A 17,413-nucleotide genomic window follows, 5' to 3' on the forward strand; every position below is an offset into this window, starting at 1 on the left:
CGGGAGGAATAGCAAATGGCTAAACAAATGCCGGAAATCGGCGATTACAAATACGGGTTCCACGACAAGGACGTATCTGTATTCCGTTCCGAGCGCGGTCTGACGAAAGAAATCGTCGAAGAGATCTCGCGCATGAAAGAAGAACCGGAATGGATGCTCAACTACCGCCTGAAATCCCTAGAGCTGTTTTACAGCAAGCCGATGCCGCAATGGGGCGGCGATCTGAACTCGCTCAACTTCGACGAGATCACATACTACGTCAAACCGTCTGAAGCGACTGAGCGTTCTTGGGACGAAGTGCCGGAAGAGATCAAGCAGACGTTCGACAAGCTTGGGATTCCGGAAGCGGAACAGAAATACCTGGCAGGCGTGTCGGCTCAGTATGAGTCGGAAGTCGTCTACCACAACATGAAAGAAGAGCTCGAAGACATGGGGATCGTCTTCAAGGACACGGACTCCGCGCTCCGCGAGAACGAAGAACTCTTCAAGCAGTACTGGGGCACCGTCATCCCGAATTCGGACAACAAGTTCGCCGCACTGAACTCGGCTGTCTGGTCGGGTGGATCGTTCATCTATGTGCCGCCGGGCGTGAAAGTCGATACACCGCTGCAAGCCTATTTCCGGATCAACTCGGAAAACATGGGACAGTTCGAGCGTACGCTCATCATCGTCGACGAAGGCGCAAGCGTCCACTATGTGGAAGGCTGTACAGCACCTGTCTACACGACAAACTCCCTGCACAGTGCAGTCGTCGAAATCATCATCAAGAAAGACGCGTACTGCCGTTATACGACGATCCAGAACTGGGCGAACAACGTCTACAATCTCGTGACGAAGCGTGCGGTCTGTGAAGCGAACGCGACGATGGAATGGATCGACGGCAACATCGGTTCCAAACTGACGATGAAATACCCGGCAGTCCTGCTGAAAGGTGAAGGCGCCCGCGGTATGACATTATCAATCGCCATCGCCGGAAAAGGCCAGCATCAGGATGCCGGCGCGAAGATGATGCACCTAGCACCGAACACTTCGTCCACAATCGTGTCGAAGTCGATTTCACAGCACGGCGGAAAAGTGAGCTACCGCGGTATCGTCCACTTCGGACGGAAAGCGGACGGCGCCCGTTCCAACATCGAATGCGATACGCTCATCATGGATGACAAGTCGACATCCGATACGATTCCGTACAACGAAATCCTGAACGACAACATCTCGCTCGAGCACGAAGCGAAAGTGTCCAAAGTATCGGAAGAGCAGCTCTTCTACCTGATGAGCCGTGGCATCTCCGAACAGGAAGCGACCGAAATGATCGTCATGGGCTTCATCGAGCCATTCACGAAAGAACTGCCGATGGAATACGCGGTGGAAATGAACCGCTTGATCAAGTTCGAAATGGAAGGATCGATCGGCTGATCCCCCTCCTGCCTCTGCACATCCGTGCAGAGGTTTTTTCATTTGGGAACCCGGACAGGTTCAGGATTACAATTTGTCCGTCCAGATGCTTTTGCCCGGCAGCCGCTATCCCTTTCCGCCGCAGGGTCCTATATAACGGGCAGGAAGGAAAGGAGACGATGACTTTGGTTCGTATTGTATTGGATGCAGGACATGGGCTGGGCACCCCAGGGAAACAGTCGCCCGCCGGGGAGAAGGAATGGCTGTTCAACAACAGGGTTCTGCTGGCTGCACAGACGGCATTATTGCAATATGAAAACGTAGAAGTCGTACGGGTGGATGATCCATCAGGAATGGCGGACATACCGCTCAGACAGCGGACAGATCGAGCGAATGCACAGCAGGCCGATCTGTATATCTCGTTCCATCATAATGCGAATACAGGCTCCTGGGGCGATTGGGGCGGCGTGGAAACGTACACGATGGATGCACGGAATGCGAATCCAGAGTCTGTCCGGCTCGCCCGGTTAATCCAGCCGGAGATCGTGAAAGCGATGGGGCTGCGCGATCGGGGAGTGAAGAAGAAGAATCTCCATGTCCTGCGGGAGACCCGTATGCCCGCCGTGCTTATGGAAGGTGGGTTCATGGATTCCCGGACGGATATTGCTGCACTCCGCAATTCGCAGAAACTGCAGGCACAAGGAAGGGCAGCAGCTTCCGCGATAGCTGCGTACTTCGGATTGGTTTTGACACCGCAAAATCAAAAGCCGCTGGGCAGCAGCGCATACCGGCTCGTGACGGGCACATTCAGCAGCCGGGACAGTGCAGAGAAAGCGGCAGAGCTGATCAAGGCCGCCCATGGCTGGACCGTCTATGTAAAAGAAGAGTAACGAGAGCCGGCGGATCCCGATCTGCCGGCTGTTGCTGCGTTCAGGCAGACTGCCCGGCCAGGACGACTAGTTATGATATGATACGGGTAAGGAACAAGACAAGAATGGAGGGATTCTCATGATAGAAATCGGCCTGACGGGCTGGGGCGACCATCCGGATGTCTATGCACCGACCTCATCCGCCAAAGACAAACTGATCGATTACAGCGCGCATTTTCCGATCGTGGAGCTGGACTCTACATTTTACGCGATTCAGCCGGAGCGCAATATCCGGAAATGGATACGGGAGACGCCGGATCATTTCCAGTTCATCGTCAAAGCGTATCAGGGGATGACCGGTCATCTGCGCGGGGAGCTGCCGTATGAATCGAAGGAGGAAATGTTCCGGCTGTTCCGTCTGTCATTGCAGCCGCTCGAGGAAGCGGACAAGCTGTCGATGATCCTCATACAGTTCCCGCCTTGGTTCGATTGTGTCAAAGAGCATGTCGAGGAAATACGATACATATGCGGGCAGCTGGAAGGGTTCGATCTGGCTGTCGAGTTCAGGCACCAGTCCTGGTATTCGGAGCAGCTGCGGGAAAAGACGTTCAAGTTCCTGTCCGACAACAAACTGATCCACGTCATCACCGACGAACCGCAGGCCGGGGAAGGCAGTGTGCCGTTCATCCCCCGGGTGACGCATCCGGATAAGGCGATGGTACGGCTGCATGGACGCAATCTCGCCGGCTGGAAAAACCCTGGCGGCAGCCGGGAAGCCTGGCGGAAAGTCCGCTATTTGTATGATTACAATGATCGGGAGCTACAGGAGATCCAGGCGGCTGTGGAGCAGGCGTCTGAGCACGCGGCGTATACGGCAGTCATCTTCAACAATAATTCAGGCGGGCATGCTGCCGGGAATGCGAAACAGTTCCAGCAGATGCTCGGCCTCTCCTTCGAAGACCTTGCCCCGAAGCAGCTCGACATCTTTGAGGGGGAATAGGAATGGAATATATTTTGCTCATTGCCATCGGCATGCTGTCGGGCGTCGTCGGCTCGCTCGTCGGGCTCGGCGGCGGGACGATCTTCGTGCCGGTGACACTGCTCGTCGGCATTGATCTCGGGTGGATTCCGCATGTGACGCCGCAGACGGTCGTCGGCATGTCCGTCATCATGATGGTGTTCAACGGGCTGTCGTCCACGCTGTATCACTTGAAAGCGAAGACCGTCGATTACCGCAGCGGACTCATCTTTTTCGCCGGGAGTGTTCCCGGGACAATTGTCGGTGCCTTTTTCAACAGAGGGCTCGATCTGAATTCATTCAATATCTATTTTGGGCTGCTGCTGATCTTCCTGGCGGCACTTCTGCTTGTGAAAAAATATTTAAAACCGATCCGCTGGTTCGTCGACCATGGCAAACCGATCACATTCACCGATCCGCAGGGTCAGGACCATGTGTACGGGTATCCCATCTGGTTCGCACTCGTATTCACCTTTTTCATCGGCCTGACGTCAGGTCTTTTCGGGATCGGCGGCGGAGCGATGCTCGTGCCGGGAATGATCCTGCTGTTCCTGTTCCCGCCCCACGTGGCGGTCGGCACATCGATGCTCATGGTGTTCCTGTCCGCGCTTGTGAATTCAGGGACGCATATCTATCTCGGCCATGTGCCCTGGCTGTATTCGCTCGCAGTCATTCCGGGCGCCTATATCGGCGGCACGGTCGGTTCGATGCTGAATAAGAAGCTGAGCTCCGAAGCGCTCGTTGTCGTATTGCGTATATTGCTTCTGCTGTTCGGGGTCAATTCAATCATTGACGGAATCTGGGGATGATCGGCATTACACAGAAAACGGAAACGATCCATATCTATCATACGAATGATGTACACAGCCATTTTGACAACTGGCCGGGCATCCACGAGTATCTGCTCCAGCAGCGCAAACAGCATGAGCTGGCTGGAGAATCGGTCTTCGTGTTCGATCTCGGGGACTTCGTGGACCGCTCGCACCCTTTCACGGAAGCGACACATGGGAAAGGGAATACCGAATTGCTGAACCGGGCCCGCTACGATGCGGTTACGATCGGCAACAATGAAGGGATCACACTGCCTCCGGAAGATCTTGCACATCTGTACGATGACGCGGCGTTCGATGTCATCGTCGCAAACCTGTCGGAAGCGGGCGGCCGTCCGCTGGAGTGGGCAGTCCCTTATGAACAATACGAGACAGCACAGGGCACTTCAGTTGCCGTCATTGCAGCGACAGCGGTCTATGAAGCCTTCTACGGGAAGCTCGGCTGGGCTGTCAGTGAGCCACTGCCCATCCTGAAGACACTCGCGGAACAGCTGAAAGAAACATCCGATGTGGTCATCTGCCTGTCCCATCTGGGGATCCATGAAGACAGAAAACTTGCAGCGGAGACGGGGGACATCGATGTCATCCTCGGTGCACACACTCATCACCTGTTCCTGCGCGGTGAATGGGAAGGAACTACCCTTCTCGCCGCCACCGGCAAATACGGGCAGTATGTCGGCCATATGTGCATCACGCTGGAAGCCGGACAAATCACGGACAGGGCAGCTGCCGTCATACCGGCTGAACAGCTGGATGCTCCGCCGGCAGCGGAGCGGGCGTTCGGACTTTTCCTGCAGGCGGGTGAGGAACTGCTTGATGAAACTGTGTTCAAGTCCCCGTGTCCGCTCAGCCAGAATCTGTCGGGTCCGAGCGGCCTGTCGGATTTCTTCGGAAGGGCGCTGCTGGCGTATACAGGTGCGGACTGCGCACTATTCAATGCCGGTCTGTTTCTCGGGAGCCTGCCGGAAGGGGATGTGACGCTGCGCGATCTGCACCGCGTTCTGCCGCATCCCATCAATGCCTGTGTCATGACGGTGACCGGCCGGGCACTGCTCGAGTATTGGATCATTTCGGATGATCCTTCATGGATCCGTACGGAAGTGAGAGGGCTCGGCTTCCGGGGCACGATGATGGGGGCCATGATCCAGACCCGGCTTTCAATGGAAGACGGCCTGCTGTACATAGGGAGCGAGCGTGTCCGGATGGATGGGACCTATAAGCTGGCCACCCTGGACATGTTCACATTCGGCTTCTTCTACCCGGACATGAAGTCCGAAAAGATCGATTATCTCGTCCCTGAACTGATCCGGGATATCGCCGGCTGGTATGGCAGGCAGCTTGGAAACTGACATAGGCAGCACCCCCCTTTCATAGGATATGAAAAGGAGGTGCTGCCTTTTTGAGATTCCATACGCAAGTTCCGAAGCGGAAGAAATCGAAAGGCAGATGGCTCAAAATCCTCCTGCCGTCGTTAGTGGTGGCGATCGTCTTCAGTTTCTATTATCTGAATGCCAAACTGACACCCGTCTACATGAAATATGCTGAGGTGCAGACACGTAAAATAGCGGCGCACGTCATCAGCCAGGCGATCCAATCCAGGTCGGACAGTGTCCTGGATGTCAATGATGTGCTCATCAATATCCCGAACGATTCAAAAGAGACCGTGACGATGAAAGTCGATGCCGAGACGATCAGTCAGATCATGGCGGAGATCCATGAGCTTGTGGAGGAGCATCTGGACCGGGCGGAATCCGGAGATCTGGCAATGCTGCCGGACGGGGAAGGGATCGACTTTGACACTGAGGAAATGGAGAAACACGGCGGGGTCGTCTTTTTCGTGCCGATCGGGCAGGTGGCGGGCATTCCGCTGCTCGGTAATCTTGGCCCGAAAATACCGATCCGTTTCCATATCATCGGTGATGTCCATGGCAATATCGATACGAAAATCACGGAATACGGCATTAACAACGTGTATATGGAAGTGAACATAATCCTGGAAGTCAATGTTGAAATCATCATCCCGGTGGCGACAAAACAGAGTACTGTCGAGCATTCCTTCCCAGTGGCGATCGGCATCATCCAGGGAGTCGTACCTCAAATCTACACGAAGGGGGGACAGAGTCCGGCTAATATCGAAGTGCCGATGGGCGACACGAATGCTCCGTAAGCTCCCTTGCATGTCCCTTCACTATCTGGTATGCTGAAAAGGTAATATCATATTCGATAGGGTAGAGGCTGCATTGCTTATGAGTATCACATGCGAGAGTGACGTTGAAGACCATGTGAAAAAGGAAGTTTTGCCGAAGCCGTATGGAGGTCATCTCCATTGCGGTTGGGGTCATTTCGAACAGGAATGGCACTGTCATGGACGTTATATTGTCCGTGATGAGCTACAATCGTCAGTTGGATAACGAACGTGATTATCAAACAAACGACATGTAGACAGCCGGTGCCCGGTACACTTTCACAAGTGAGCGGGTGCCGGCTTTTTGTTTTCCCGCATACCCGAAAACAAAGGAGGAAATTGGAATGATCGGTACTTGGCTTTCGATTCTGCCGCCCGTAATTGCGATTGTCATGGTGTTGACAACGAAGCGGGTCCTGCTGTCACTGAGCGCAGGAATTTTGTCGGCTGCGCTGCTCGTCGCATCGTTCGCACCGGGGGAAACGGCTATGCAGCTCGGAAAAGCACTGGCTGTCTCCTTCTGGGACGATGGCGCACTTAATACGTACAATATTTACATCATGGTGTTCATCCTCTTTCTCGGCGTCATCACCGCGCTCGTCAGCCTGTCAGGCGGCAGCCGGGCATTTGCCGAATGGGCTGTGAAACGCATCCGGACGCGGCGGAGTGCGAAACTGCTGACAGTCGCTGTCGGGATCGCCATCTTCGTGGATGACTACTTCAACGCACTGGCAGTCGGGCAGATTGCACGGCCGATCACCGACCGCCATCAGATTTCACGCGCAAAACTCGCATACTTCATCGACTCGACATCCGCCCCGGTCTGCGTCATTTCCCCGGTTTCGAGCTGGGGGGCATTCCTGATCGGACAGCTGACGCTGATCCTGGCGACAACTACAGCAGTGAACTATTCACCGCTTGGGGCCTTCCTGCTGATGGCCCCTATGAACTTCTATGCTCTCGCTACACTCGCCATGGTCTTCTTCTTCGCCTGGACGAATGTCGATTTCTTCACCATGAAGAAACACGAAAGACGGGCAGAGGAAACAGGCCAGCTGTTCGATCCTGAAAAAGAGATACCGGGACAGTTGAAAGACGAGTTTCCCGAGCATGCCCACGGTCATGTGCGCGATCTAGTCGCCCCGATTGTCACACTGGTGGCCGTCACTCTGACAGCGATGATCGTGACGGGATTCCGGATCGGCGGGGAACTCAACCTCTGGACGATTTTCGAAAATACGGATGTACCTCTGTCACTGGTCTTCGGCGGTGCTGCCGGCATACTTGCAGCGATCATCCTGTACGCCGCACAGTTCAAGGTGAATGAGACCGCTTCCGCCGGCCTGATCGGCAGAGCGTTCGTCAGCGGTGTGAAAGCGATGCTGCCGGCTGTGCTGATCCTGATCCTGGCCTGGTCGCTGACGCATCTCATCGACCTCCTGGAGACTGGGCTGTTCCTGTCCGAAGCCGTCTCGAAGTCGAATATTCCCGTCGGCTTCCTGCCGGTCGTATTGTTTGTCCTGGCCGGCCTGATGGCATTCTCGACAGGCACGTCGTGGGGGTCGTTCGGAATCCTGCTGCCGATAGCAGGGACGATCATGGTGAATGCTGCACCTGAGCTGCTTCTGCCGGCGCTGTCTGCAGTGCTTGCGGGCGCAGTGTTCGGTGACCATTGTTCGCCGATCTCCGATACGACGATCCTGTCGTCCACAGGGGCTGGCAGCAACCATATCGACCATGTTGCCACACAGCTGCCGTATGCACTTGTCGCAGCGGGGATTGCAACAGGAGGGTATATCGTGCTCGGTCTGACCGGTTCGATCTGGATAGGCCTCATCGCTGTCGTGATCATCCTTGCAGTCCTGTTCACTTTCTGGACGATGCGGTCCCGTCAGAATGCAGTGGCTCCTGCAGCTGAATAATAGGTGAAAGGTATTCTTCCATAGTTGTGGGGGATACCTTTTTTCTTGTTTCCCTGGAATTCATCAACTAGTTATTTAGAAATAGTTCCCATTATCCAGAGGACAGGAATGACGGGATAATGCTGATTTATCAATCTTGTAATAAGATTATGAAAATTTGTATAGACTGAATTAGAAGTTTGTTCTAGAATAGGGTTACAGACAGAAACGGCCGGCAGACAATCTGCTGATCCGCCTTGTGTTTTGCTTTCTGTCCAAATTTCAGAATAGTTAAAAATAAGGGGGAAGAGAAATGAAATTCAAAAGAGCATGGAGTTTACTGGCAGCAATGACGCTTGGCGTCGGTCTCCTGGCCGGCTGTTCAGACGGAGACGGAGATAAGGGCAGCGCTTCCGGTTCGAAAGACGGCGGCGACATCAAGGTAGGTGTGAACCTGGAATTGTCGGGAGCGGTCGCCTCGTATGGGACATCCGAAGCGGACGGCATCCAGCTGGCGGTCGATGAAATCAACGACGACGGCGGAATCGACGGCCAAAAGATCAAGCTCGTCAAAATCGATAACAAGTCCGATGCTGCGGAAGCAACGAACGCAGCTATCAAACTGACAACACAGGAAAACGTATCCGTCATCATCGGGGCTGCAACGAGCGGTGCGACAGTCGCACAGGCACAGATCGCCAATGACAATAAGACACCGCTCATCAGTCCGTCCGGCACAAGCCCGACCGTCACGGTCAATGAAAAGGGCGACGTGAACGAATATGTTTTCCGGACATCGTTCATCGATCCTTTCCAGGGGACTGTCGCAGCGAACTTCGCATATAACGACTTAGGCGTGAAGAATGTCGCCATCTATGCGGACAACTCGAGCGACTATTCGAAAGGCCTGGCCGCTTCATTCAAAGAGGACTTTGAGAAGGCTGGCGGGAAAGTGATCGCGGAAGAGTCCTATGTAGCGAAAGACTCGGACTTCCGTTCGACACTGACACGTATCAAATCCGCGAACCCTGAATTCATCTTCATCCCGGGCTATTACGAAGAAGTCGGACTGATCGTCAAGCAGGCGCGTGAAATGGGCATCGACGTTCCGCTCATGGGCGCCGATGGCTGGGATTCTCCGACACTGCTGGATCTGGCAGGCGCGGATGCGCTCAACAATACATTCACGACGAACCACTACTCAGCTGATGACCCGGATGGAGCCGTAAAAGCATTCAACGATAAGTTCAATGAGAAATACGGCAAGTCCCCGGATGCCTTCAATGCGCTCGGCTATGATACGGTGTACCTGCTGAAAGATGCAATTGAGCGGGCAGGCAGCGCAGATTCCACGAAAATCAAAGAGGCACTCGAAAAGACGGACGGACTGGATCTCGTAACCGGTACGTATTCCGTCGATGAAAATCACCATCCTGTCAAATCGGCCACCATCCTTGAATACAAAGATGGCGAGCAAGTGTTCAATACGAAGGTGAATCCGTAATATCAGGGGGGCGGGGGAACTCCCTCCCCCTTCTTTTTTTGGATGGAAGTCAGATGAGAAATAAGGAGTGAGACTTCATGGAATGGCTGCAGCAGCTCATCAACGGCATTTCGTTAGGCAGTATCTATGCGCTTATTGCGCTCGGCTATACGATGGTGTACGGCATTATCAAGCTGATCAACTTCGCGCACGGCGAAGTGTTCATGATCGGCGCATTCATCGGTTACATTTCTATTACCGGATGGGGCCTGAGCTTCTTTCCGGCACTGCTCCTGTCGATGGCGATCTGTGCGGTGATTGGCGTCATCATAGAACGTGTCGCGTATAAGCGTCTGCGAAACGCAACACGGATTGCGGCGCTCATCACGGCGATCGGCGTGTCCCTGCTCATTCAGAACGGAGTGATCTACATCCGGGGCGCACAGCCTGCTGCATACCCGGAAGTGTTCGCGAATAAGACATTCAATTTGTTCGGCGCACAGATCAGTACACAGGCGATCCTGATTCTGTCAGTCTCTGTTGTCCTGATGATCATCTTGCAGTTCGTTGTACATAAGACCAAGATCGGGAAAGCGATGCGCGCTGTCTCCTACGATGCGGAAGCTGCAAAACTGATGGGCATCAACGTGGATAACACGATTTCCGCAACGTTTGCGATCGGATCGGCGCTTGCCGGCGCGGCAGGTGTCATCTTCGGAATCTATTACACGAAGATCGATCCGCTGATGGGTGTTATCCCGGGTTTGAAGGCGTTTGTCGCTGCGGTGCTCGGAGGGATCGGCATCATCCCGGGTGCTGTCGCAGGCGGACTTGTCCTCGGTGTCGTGGAAACGGTTGTCAGCGCGCTCGGGTTCTCCCTGTGGCGCGATGCGGCGGCCTTCATCATCCTGATTCTGATCCTGATCTTCAAGCCTTCCGGCATCTTCGGCAAACACACAAGAGAGAAAGTGTAGGTGAAAGGAAATGATGAAAAAATCTAAGCAGTTCTGGGTGTTTGCCGGACTGGCGATCGTCTTCTATGCGGCTGTCCAGTTTGCGATCAGCGGAGGCTTCCTGAATAATTTCTACTCCAATACACTTATCTTCATGGGAATAAATATCATGCTTGCGGTCAGCCTGCACCTCGTCATCGGTATCACCGGACAGTTTTCCCTCGGCCATGCGGGATTCCTGGCGGTCGGCGCGTACGTCGCCGCGATCATGACGATGAAACTCGACCTGCCGTTCGTCGCTGCCATCCTGATCGGCGGCATCGCCGCAGCGCTTGCCGGGCTCGTCGTCGGGATTCCGAGTCTGCGTCTGCGCGGAGACTATCTGGCCATCGCCACGCTCGGGTTCGCGGAGATCATCCGGATCGTGTTCCTCAACATCGATTACGTCGGCGGCGCGGCCGGAATGCAGGTCACCCACCTGACGACGTGGACCTATACATTCATCTGCCTCTTCGTGACGATCCTCGTCATCGTGAACTTCACAAATTCCAGGCATGGGCGGGCCTGCATCGCAGTAAGGGAAAATGAAATCGCCGCTGACGCGATGGGCATCAACACGACGTACTACAAGGTACTCGCATTTGCAATCGGCTCGTTCTTTGCAGGCGTGGCAGGTGCGCTCTATGCGCATAACTTCTATATTATCCAGCCAGCGAACTTCGGGTTCCTGAAATCGATCGATATTCTGATCTATGTCGTGCTGGGCGGTCTTGGCAGTCTGTCAGGGGCGATCGTGGCAACTATCCTGCTGACGGTCGTCTCGACATTCCTGCAGGATTTCCCGGAAACCCGGATGATCCTTTACAGTCTCGTTCTGATCATCGTCATGCTCTACCGGCCGAAAGGGCTGATGGGCAAGCTGGAATTCACCGATTACTTGAAGATGTGGATGCGGCCGAAGGGAGGACGACAGCATGAGCAGTGACATCTTACTGGATGTCCAGAATACCGGCATCCAATTCGGCGGCTTGAAAGCTGTTTCCGGATTCGATATGAAAATCCATAAAGGGGAACTGGTCGGTCTGATCGGTCCGAACGGGGCCGGCAAGACGACGAGTTTCAACTTGCTGACGGGCGTTTATGTACCGACTGAAGGGGAAATCTTTTTCGACGGGAAGAAGATCAACGGCCTGCCGCCGTTCAAAGTGACGCGACTCGGCATGAGCCGGACGTTCCAGAATATCCGGCTGTTCGACGAACTGTCCGTCCTGAATAACGTGAAAGTGGCCTACCATTCGCTGGCCAAGGATTCCGTACTCAGTTCCATGCTCCGGCTGCCGCCTTATTTCAAAAGTGAACTTGAGATGGAAGAGAAGGCGATGGAGTTCCTGAAGATTTTCGAACTCGACCAGTACAAGGACGAAAAGGCGATGAACCTGCCGTACGGGAAACAGCGCCGTCTGGAGATCGCACGGGCATTGGCGGCCAATCCGAAGCTGCTGCTGCTCGACGAACCGGCTGCGGGCATGAACCCATTCGAAACGAAGGAACTGATGGATCTGATTGCGTTCATCCGGAAGGAATTCGGGCTGACCATCCTGCTGATCGAGCATGACATGAACCTGGTCATGGGCATCTGTGAACGGATCTATGTACTGGACCACGGTGTGCTGCTCGCGGAAGGGACGCCTGCTGAGATCCGCAACAATCCGAAAGTCATCGAAGCGTATTTGGGGGAGGAAGTCGTATGAGCATGCTGAGCATCCAGGATCTGAATGTCTACTACGGCAGCATCCATGCATTGAAAGGCGTCTCGCTCGAGGTGAACGAAGGGGAGATCGTCACATTGATCGGCGCAAACGGAGCAGGGAAGAGCACTCTCCTGAAAACGGTGTCCGGCCTGCTGAAACCGAAACAGGGGACGATCGAGTATACCGGGTCCGCCATCCAGGGGAAGCCTGCGCAGTCCATCGTCAAGATGGGAGTGTCGCAGGTGCCGGAAGGGCGGCGGGTATTCGCGGAAATGTCCGTGGAGGAGAATATTGAACTCGGCGCGTTCCTCCGCAAGGACAAAGGGGAAATCGGGAAGGATTACAAGAAAGTGTACGACATCTTCCCGAGATTGTACGAACGCCGCAAGCAGTCGGCAGGGACACTGTCCGGCGGCGAGCAGCAGATGCTTGCGATGGGCCGTGCCATCATGGCAAGACCGAAATTGCTGTTGCTCGACGAGCCGTCGATGGGCCTTGCGCCGCTCATGGTGAAAACGATCTTCGAAACGGTCAAAGATATCAATGAGGCCGGGACGACCATCCTGCTCGTCGAACAGAACGCCCACTTGGCATTATCCATTGCGGACCGGGGCTACGTCATCGAGACCGGACGGGGGATCCTGTCCGGGACGGCAGAAGAACTGCAGTCGAGTGAAGAGGTCAGGAACGCCTATCTCGGAGGACATTGACGATAGAAGGAAAACGGCGGAGAGCACCCTTGCGCAGGGTGCTTTTTCTCATGCAGCCCGCTGTCCGGTATGTTGTCCGCCGCCGGATAGTATGGTACATTTACTGAAGCGGGAATTCTGAAAATGTTTAAAGGGAATGGAGTCGATGTCACGATGTCTTGCACACCTGGGACGGGAACGAAAAAAGAGCACATCCGGAAACCGGATTGGCTGAAAATCAAACTGAACACGAATGAAAACTATACAGATCTGAAGAAGCTGATGCGTGAAAAGAATCTGCATACGGTCTGTGAGGAAGCACGCTGTCCGAACATCCATGAATGCTGGGGGGAACGGCGAACAGCTACGTTCATGATCCTCGGGGATACGTGCACACGGGCCTGCCGTTTCTGTGCGGTGAAAACAGGTCTGCCGACCGAACTGGATCTGGCAGAACCGGAGCGGGTCGCGGACTCGGTCGCGCTCATGAATCTGAAGCACGTCGTTGTGACGGCGGTTGCGCGGGACGATCAGAAAGACGGCGGATCCGGGGTGTTCGCGGAGACCATCCGTGCGATCCGGAGAAAGAATCCGTTCACGACAGTGGAAGTGCTCCCTTCCGATATGGGCGGGGAGTATGACAACATTAAGCGCCTGATGGATGCGAAGCCGGATATACTCAACCATAACATCGAAACGGTGAGACGGATGACGCCGCGGGTGCGGGCGCGTGCGAAATACGACCGGTCGCTCGAACTGCTGCGCCGGGCAAAGGAAATGCATCCGGATATTCCGACCAAGTCTTCGATCATGCTCGGGGTCGGTGAAACATGGGAAGAGATCATCGAAACGATGGACGACCTGCGTGCAAATGGTGTGGATATCATGACGATCGGGCAATACTTGCAGCCGACGAAAAAACATCTGGCTGTCCAAAAATATTATACGCCAAAGGAATTCAGGCAGCTCTTCGATATCGCGATGAGCAAAGGCTTCTCCCACTGCCAGTCCGGTCCGCTCGTACGTTCCAGCTATCATGCGGACGAACAGGTGAACAGCGCGGCAAAGGAACGCCAGCGCAAGGGCGAAGAGGAACTGGAGTCCTTGACGGTGAAAGGCTGAGTCAGCATGACAGAACAGCGGATTACGCTGGATCAGGTTGAATTCGAAGTGATCGAAAATCACCGTGACGGGTTCAATAGTGAAGCGTTGGAAAGCCGATACAGCGAAATACTGTCCAAGTACGATTATATTCTCGGTGACTGGGGATATGGCCAGCTGCGGCTCAAAGGGTTCTTCGATGACCGCAGTTCGAAGGCCACCTACGAAACCAAAATAAGTACACTTCAGGACTATCTGTACGAGTACTGCAATTTCGGCTGTGCGCACTTCGTCCTGAAGAAAATCGGCAAAGTGAAGAAAGAGCAGCCGGATGCATCCCAGCAGCCGAAGGACGGACCTGTGAAGACCGCTAAGAAAACTTCATGATCGATCGGCAGGCGTCAGTCAGAAACTTCGGCGGCGCCTGTTTGCTGTGGCAGAGAAACTTACACACTGGAGGCGTCTGTATGTATTTTATCGACAGGAAGAAGATCAGTGAAACACTGGCCTATATGGAAGAATTGCTCGCACAGTTCTCGTCGGAGAGCGGCTGGCAGGAAAACTCCTTGAAAAAACTTGCATTGGAGCGGATCGCCCAGAGTGTGATTGAATCCGTCATCGATGTCGGCAATTCGATGATTGACGGTTTCATCATGCGGGATCCCGGCAGCTATGATGACATCATCGACATCATGAACGATGAGAAAGTCATCGATCCTGACATGGACCGGCCGCTGAAAGACGTGATCGGCCTGCGCAAAATGCTTGTCCGCGATTTCACGCACGTCGACCTCGACGAAGTGACGAAGACACTGCACGGCAGTCTGCCGGTACTCAAGCGGTTCCCGGAGCGGGTGCTGACCTATCTCGAAAACGAGCTTGGTCCTGTGTCCGCGTTCCTTCCGGAGGAGTCATCCAGTGACACATTATAAGGCGGTCTGCTTCGATCTGGACGGCACTGTGTACAAAGAAACCGAGCCGATCGAAGAATCGGTCGCGTTCCTCAAGTCGCTGGCAGGCACTTCAGCCGATGCGTATTTCATCACGAACAATTCTTCGCATACCCGCGAACAGATCGTTCGGAAGCTTGCGGCATTCGGTATCGAGACGGATGAATCGCACATTATGACGTCCGCCATTGCCGCTGCTGAATACTGCGCACGGGAGCTGCACGGCAGGACCATCCAGATGATCGGGGAAGCAGGGCTGGAAGAGGCGCTTGCGGAGAAGGGCATCCGGACCGTCAGCCGGGGCGGAGACGTGGTGGTCATGGGAATCGATCACGGCATTACGTATGACAAGCTTGCGGATGCCTGCCTTTCCATCCGGGCAGGTGCTGAATTCATCGCGACGAATGGAGATTTGTCCGTGCCTGGCAAAGAAGGGCTCGTTCCGGGGAACGGGGCGTTTGCCGAACTGGTCCGGTCCTCCACAGGTGTGGCGCCGGTCATCGTCGGCAAACCGGAATCATATATGCTGGAATTCATCCGCCAGGAGAGCGGTGTCCGGAAAGATGAGATGATCATGATCGGTGATAATTATGATACGGATATTCTGTCGGGCATCCGGTACGGCATCGATACGATCCATCTTGAAGGCGGTGTTACACCGCGTGAGCTCGTCCTCAGCAAACCTGAACAGCCTACGCATGTATTCAAATCACTTGCCGACTGGAAAGATCATCAGTTATTCTGAAGGCCGTACAATTGAAAAGGCTGTCCTGTAAGGTCGCAACAACGACCCGGCAGGACAGCCTTCTCCATTTGTTCTATTAAAAAAGAGGGTTCTCTTCGATGAACTGATAAATATTTTCCGTCAGCTCGGCGGGACTGTCCCCCTCGACGACTTCACCATTCACCAGGGCATACAGCGACTCTGCACAAAGTGTACAATAGCTGAGACAGCCGTATTCCAGTACGTCGATATTCGGATCCCTTTCGAGCGTCTCGAGGGTTTCTTGAGAACCATTCGCTAAATTACTGATGCAGAACTCCACTATCGGGTTCACATCCATCACCTCACCTTATCCGATGGTACTCTTTTTTCCCGAAGCCGTCAAAACACTTGCCTTATTGTGAAGGAAGTCACAAACTGTTATACTCAGGAATGAAGAACGATCGGAAATCTCTCAGGCAAAGGAGACTATTATGAAGAAACTAGTATTATTGGGCGCCGGATACGGCAATATGAGAATCCTGAGCCGGATCCTCAGCAATCTGCCCGAAGATGTCGAGGTGACGCTCGTTGACCGCACCTCCTTCCACAGCTTGAAAACGGAATTCTATGCCCTCGCTTCCGGCACAGTCCCTGACAGCGATGTGCGTGTCCAGCTGCCGACCCACGAACGGCTCAAAGTGACGGAAGGCGAAATTGCATCCATCGAGTTGGATGAGAAATGCGTCCTGCTCGCAGATGGAAGGAAAGTGCCCTATGATCAGCTGGTCATCGGACTCGGCTGTGAAGACAACTACCATGACGTCCCGGGTGCACAAGAGTATACATCGAGCATCCAGACGATCGGCCAGTCCCGGGAAACGTACAGGAAACTGCTGAACTTGAGCGGCGGTGCCACCGTCGCGATCGTCGGCGCGGGACTCAGCGGAATTGAACTGGCAAGCGAGCTGCGGGAAAGCCGTTCGGATCTGAACATCAAACTGTTCGACCGCGGTCCCCGGATCCTGCGTGATTTTCCGGAGCGCCTGAGTAATTTCATCCAGAGCTGGTTCGACAAGCACGATGTCGACGTCATTGCAAACTCCAACATTACAAGGGTGGAAGAAAACCGCCTGTTCAATCACGAGGACCGCATCGAAGTCGACGCAGTCGTCTGGACTGCCGGCATCCAGCCGACAAAAGTGGTTCGTGACCTCGATGTCGAAAAAGACAAGTCCAACCGTGTTGTGCTCAATCAGTATCACCAGATACCGGGCCGTGAAGACGTGTATGCAGTCGGTGATATCGCCTCACTCCCGCATGCGCCGAGCGCGCAGCTGGCAGAAGGTCAGGCGGAACAGATCGTCACGGTGCTCCGCCACACGTGGAATGGGGAAAAACTGCCGGACACGATGCCGGATATCAAGCTGAAAGGATTCATGGGATCGCTCGGCAAGAAGCAGGGATTCGCCTATCTCGCTGACCGCACTGTCACAGGCAGGATCGCCCGGCTGCTGAAATCGGGTGTTCTCTGGATGTACAAATGGCATAACGGCTGAAGAGAAAATCGCACGTGCCGGCCGGCAGC

At 54.4% G+C, this 17,413-nt stretch carries 18 protein-coding genes and 1 riboswitch; of the genes, 17 read left to right on the plus strand and 1 reads right to left on the minus strand.

Annotated elements, in window-relative coordinates; genetic code table 11:
• Positions 1-15: 15 nt before the first annotated feature.
• From sufB to QWT68_RS01925, 16 genes are all read left to right on the plus strand, one after another.
• The gene (sufB, locus tag QWT68_RS01850) at positions 16-1,413 is read left to right on the plus strand and encodes a Fe-S cluster assembly protein SufB (RefSeq protein WP_040285729.1); all 1,398 of its coding nucleotides are present in this window, start codon (positions 16-18) and stop codon (positions 1,411-1,413) included.
• Positions 1,414-1,577: 164 nt separating this feature from the next.
• Positions 1,578-2,282: an N-acetylmuramoyl-L-alanine amidase family protein gene (locus tag QWT68_RS01855; protein ID WP_052461679.1), complete on the plus strand. Its 705-nt coding sequence runs from the start codon at positions 1,578-1,580 to the stop codon at positions 2,280-2,282.
• A 118-nt stretch (positions 2,283-2,400) separates the two neighbouring features.
• Entirely contained in the window at positions 2,401-3,261 is an 861-nt protein-coding gene (locus QWT68_RS01860) for a DUF72 domain-containing protein (protein ID WP_040285727.1), read from the plus strand.
• Between the two features lie 2 nt (positions 3,262-3,263).
• Positions 3,264-4,088, plus strand: coding sequence for a sulfite exporter TauE/SafE family protein (locus QWT68_RS01865; RefSeq protein WP_040285726.1), 825 nt, complete (start codon positions 3,264-3,266; stop codon positions 4,086-4,088).
• Complete coding sequence (locus tag QWT68_RS01870; RefSeq protein WP_290149252.1) at positions 4,085-5,458, plus strand: bifunctional metallophosphatase/5'-nucleotidase; 1,374 nt, start codon at positions 4,085-4,087, stop codon at positions 5,456-5,458. The genes QWT68_RS01865 and QWT68_RS01870 overlap by 4 nt, the downstream gene beginning before the upstream one ends.
• A gap of 50 nt (positions 5,459-5,508) precedes the next feature.
• Positions 5,509-6,276 carry a sporulation protein YunB gene (yunB, locus tag QWT68_RS01875; protein ID WP_040285724.1) on the plus strand — a complete coding sequence of 256 codons (768 nt, stop codon included), beginning with the start codon at positions 5,509-5,511 and terminating at the stop codon, positions 6,274-6,276.
• Positions 6,277-6,330: 54 nt separating this feature from the next.
• Positions 6,331-6,510: riboswitch (Lysine riboswitch) on the plus strand.
• Positions 6,511-6,638: 128 nt separating this feature from the next.
• The gene (locus QWT68_RS01880) at positions 6,639-8,216 is read left to right on the plus strand and encodes a Na+/H+ antiporter NhaC family protein (protein ID WP_040285723.1); all 1,578 of its coding nucleotides are present in this window, start codon (positions 6,639-6,641) and stop codon (positions 8,214-8,216) included.
• Between the two features lie 292 nt (positions 8,217-8,508).
• A complete protein-coding gene (locus QWT68_RS01885) occupies positions 8,509-9,699 on the plus strand; it encodes an ABC transporter substrate-binding protein (protein WP_040285722.1) in 1,191 nt (396 codons plus the stop codon).
• Positions 9,700-9,776: 77 nt separating this feature from the next.
• Entirely contained in the window at positions 9,777-10,652 is an 876-nt protein-coding gene (locus tag QWT68_RS01890; RefSeq protein ID WP_040285721.1) for a branched-chain amino acid ABC transporter permease, read from the plus strand.
• Between the two features lie 13 nt (positions 10,653-10,665).
• Positions 10,666-11,616 carry a branched-chain amino acid ABC transporter permease gene (locus QWT68_RS01895; RefSeq protein ID WP_040285995.1) on the plus strand — a complete coding sequence of 317 codons (951 nt, stop codon included), beginning with the start codon at positions 10,666-10,668 and terminating at the stop codon, positions 11,614-11,616.
• Positions 11,606-12,382, plus strand: coding sequence for an ABC transporter ATP-binding protein (locus tag QWT68_RS01900; RefSeq protein WP_290149255.1), 777 nt, complete (start codon positions 11,606-11,608; stop codon positions 12,380-12,382). Before QWT68_RS01895 ends, QWT68_RS01900 begins: the two co-directional genes overlap by 11 nt.
• A gap of 2 nt (positions 12,383-12,384) precedes the next feature.
• Positions 12,385-13,092, plus strand: a complete 708-nt coding sequence (locus tag QWT68_RS01905) for an ABC transporter ATP-binding protein (RefSeq protein WP_290150440.1) — start codon at positions 12,385-12,387, stop codon at positions 13,090-13,092.
• A 153-nt stretch (positions 13,093-13,245) separates the two neighbouring features.
• Positions 13,246-14,193, plus strand: a complete 948-nt coding sequence (gene lipA, locus QWT68_RS01910) for a lipoyl synthase (protein ID WP_040285993.1) — start codon at positions 13,246-13,248, stop codon at positions 14,191-14,193.
• A gap of 6 nt (positions 14,194-14,199) precedes the next feature.
• Positions 14,200-14,559: a YutD family protein gene (locus QWT68_RS01915; RefSeq protein WP_290149257.1), complete on the plus strand. Its 360-nt coding sequence runs from the start codon at positions 14,200-14,202 to the stop codon at positions 14,557-14,559.
• An 80-nt stretch (positions 14,560-14,639) separates the two neighbouring features.
• On the plus strand, positions 14,640-15,104 hold the full coding sequence (locus tag QWT68_RS01920; RefSeq protein ID WP_290149258.1) for a DUF86 domain-containing protein: 465 nt from the start codon (positions 14,640-14,642) through the stop codon (positions 15,102-15,104).
• Positions 15,091-15,867 carry a TIGR01457 family HAD-type hydrolase gene (locus QWT68_RS01925; protein WP_290149259.1) on the plus strand — a complete coding sequence of 259 codons (777 nt, stop codon included), beginning with the start codon at positions 15,091-15,093 and terminating at the stop codon, positions 15,865-15,867. The genes QWT68_RS01920 and QWT68_RS01925 overlap by 14 nt, the downstream gene beginning before the upstream one ends.
• A 76-nt stretch (positions 15,868-15,943) precedes the next feature.
• Here the strand turns inward: QWT68_RS01925 and QWT68_RS01930 are convergent, their stop codons facing one another.
• The gene (locus QWT68_RS01930; protein ID WP_040285992.1) at positions 15,944-16,180 is read right to left on the minus strand and encodes a YuzB family protein; all 237 of its coding nucleotides are present in this window, start codon (positions 16,178-16,180) and stop codon (positions 15,944-15,946) included.
• 139 nt (positions 16,181-16,319) lie between these two features.
• Here QWT68_RS01930 and QWT68_RS01935 point away from each other — a divergent pair, with 139 nt between their 5' ends.
• On the plus strand, positions 16,320-17,384 hold the full coding sequence (locus QWT68_RS01935) for an NAD(P)/FAD-dependent oxidoreductase (RefSeq protein WP_040285716.1): 1,065 nt from the start codon (positions 16,320-16,322) through the stop codon (positions 17,382-17,384).
• Positions 17,385-17,413 lie beyond the last annotated feature (29 nt).

It is taken from the genome of Sporosarcina trichiuri (assembly GCF_030406775.1).
Lineage (GTDB): Bacteria > Bacillota > Bacilli > Bacillales_A > Planococcaceae > Sporosarcina > Sporosarcina trichiuri.

Excerpts from the sequence above, each read along its gene's own strand:
- sufB (WP_040285729.1), top strand. The coding sequence starts at position 16 with ATGGCTAAACAAATGCCGGAAATCGGCGATTACAAATACGGGTTCCAC.
- QWT68_RS01860 (WP_040285727.1), top strand. The coding sequence starts at position 2,401 with ATGATAGAAATCGGCCTGACGGGCTGGGGCGACCATCCGGATGTCTAT.
- QWT68_RS01865 (WP_040285726.1), top strand. The coding sequence starts at position 3,264 with ATGGAATATATTTTGCTCATTGCCATCGGCATGCTGTCGGGCGTCGTC.
- QWT68_RS01870 (WP_290149252.1), top strand. The coding sequence starts at position 4,085 with ATGATCGGCATTACACAGAAAACGGAAACGATCCATATCTATCATACG.
- QWT68_RS01880 (WP_040285723.1), top strand. The coding sequence starts at position 6,639 with ATGATCGGTACTTGGCTTTCGATTCTGCCGCCCGTAATTGCGATTGTC.
- QWT68_RS01885 (WP_040285722.1), top strand. The coding sequence starts at position 8,509 with ATGAAATTCAAAAGAGCATGGAGTTTACTGGCAGCAATGACGCTTGGC.
- QWT68_RS01890 (WP_040285721.1), top strand. The coding sequence starts at position 9,777 with ATGGAATGGCTGCAGCAGCTCATCAACGGCATTTCGTTAGGCAGTATC.
- QWT68_RS01895 (WP_040285995.1), top strand. The coding sequence starts at position 10,666 with ATGAAAAAATCTAAGCAGTTCTGGGTGTTTGCCGGACTGGCGATCGTC.
- QWT68_RS01900 (WP_290149255.1), top strand. The coding sequence starts at position 11,606 with ATGAGCAGTGACATCTTACTGGATGTCCAGAATACCGGCATCCAATTC.
- QWT68_RS01905 (WP_290150440.1), top strand. The coding sequence starts at position 12,385 with ATGCTGAGCATCCAGGATCTGAATGTCTACTACGGCAGCATCCATGCA.
- lipA (WP_040285993.1), top strand. The coding sequence starts at position 13,246 with ATGTCTTGCACACCTGGGACGGGAACGAAAAAAGAGCACATCCGGAAA.
- QWT68_RS01915 (WP_290149257.1), top strand. The coding sequence starts at position 14,200 with ATGACAGAACAGCGGATTACGCTGGATCAGGTTGAATTCGAAGTGATC.
- QWT68_RS01920 (WP_290149258.1), top strand. The coding sequence starts at position 14,640 with ATGTATTTTATCGACAGGAAGAAGATCAGTGAAACACTGGCCTATATG.
- QWT68_RS01935 (WP_040285716.1), top strand. The coding sequence starts at position 16,320 with ATGAAGAAACTAGTATTATTGGGCGCCGGATACGGCAATATGAGAATC.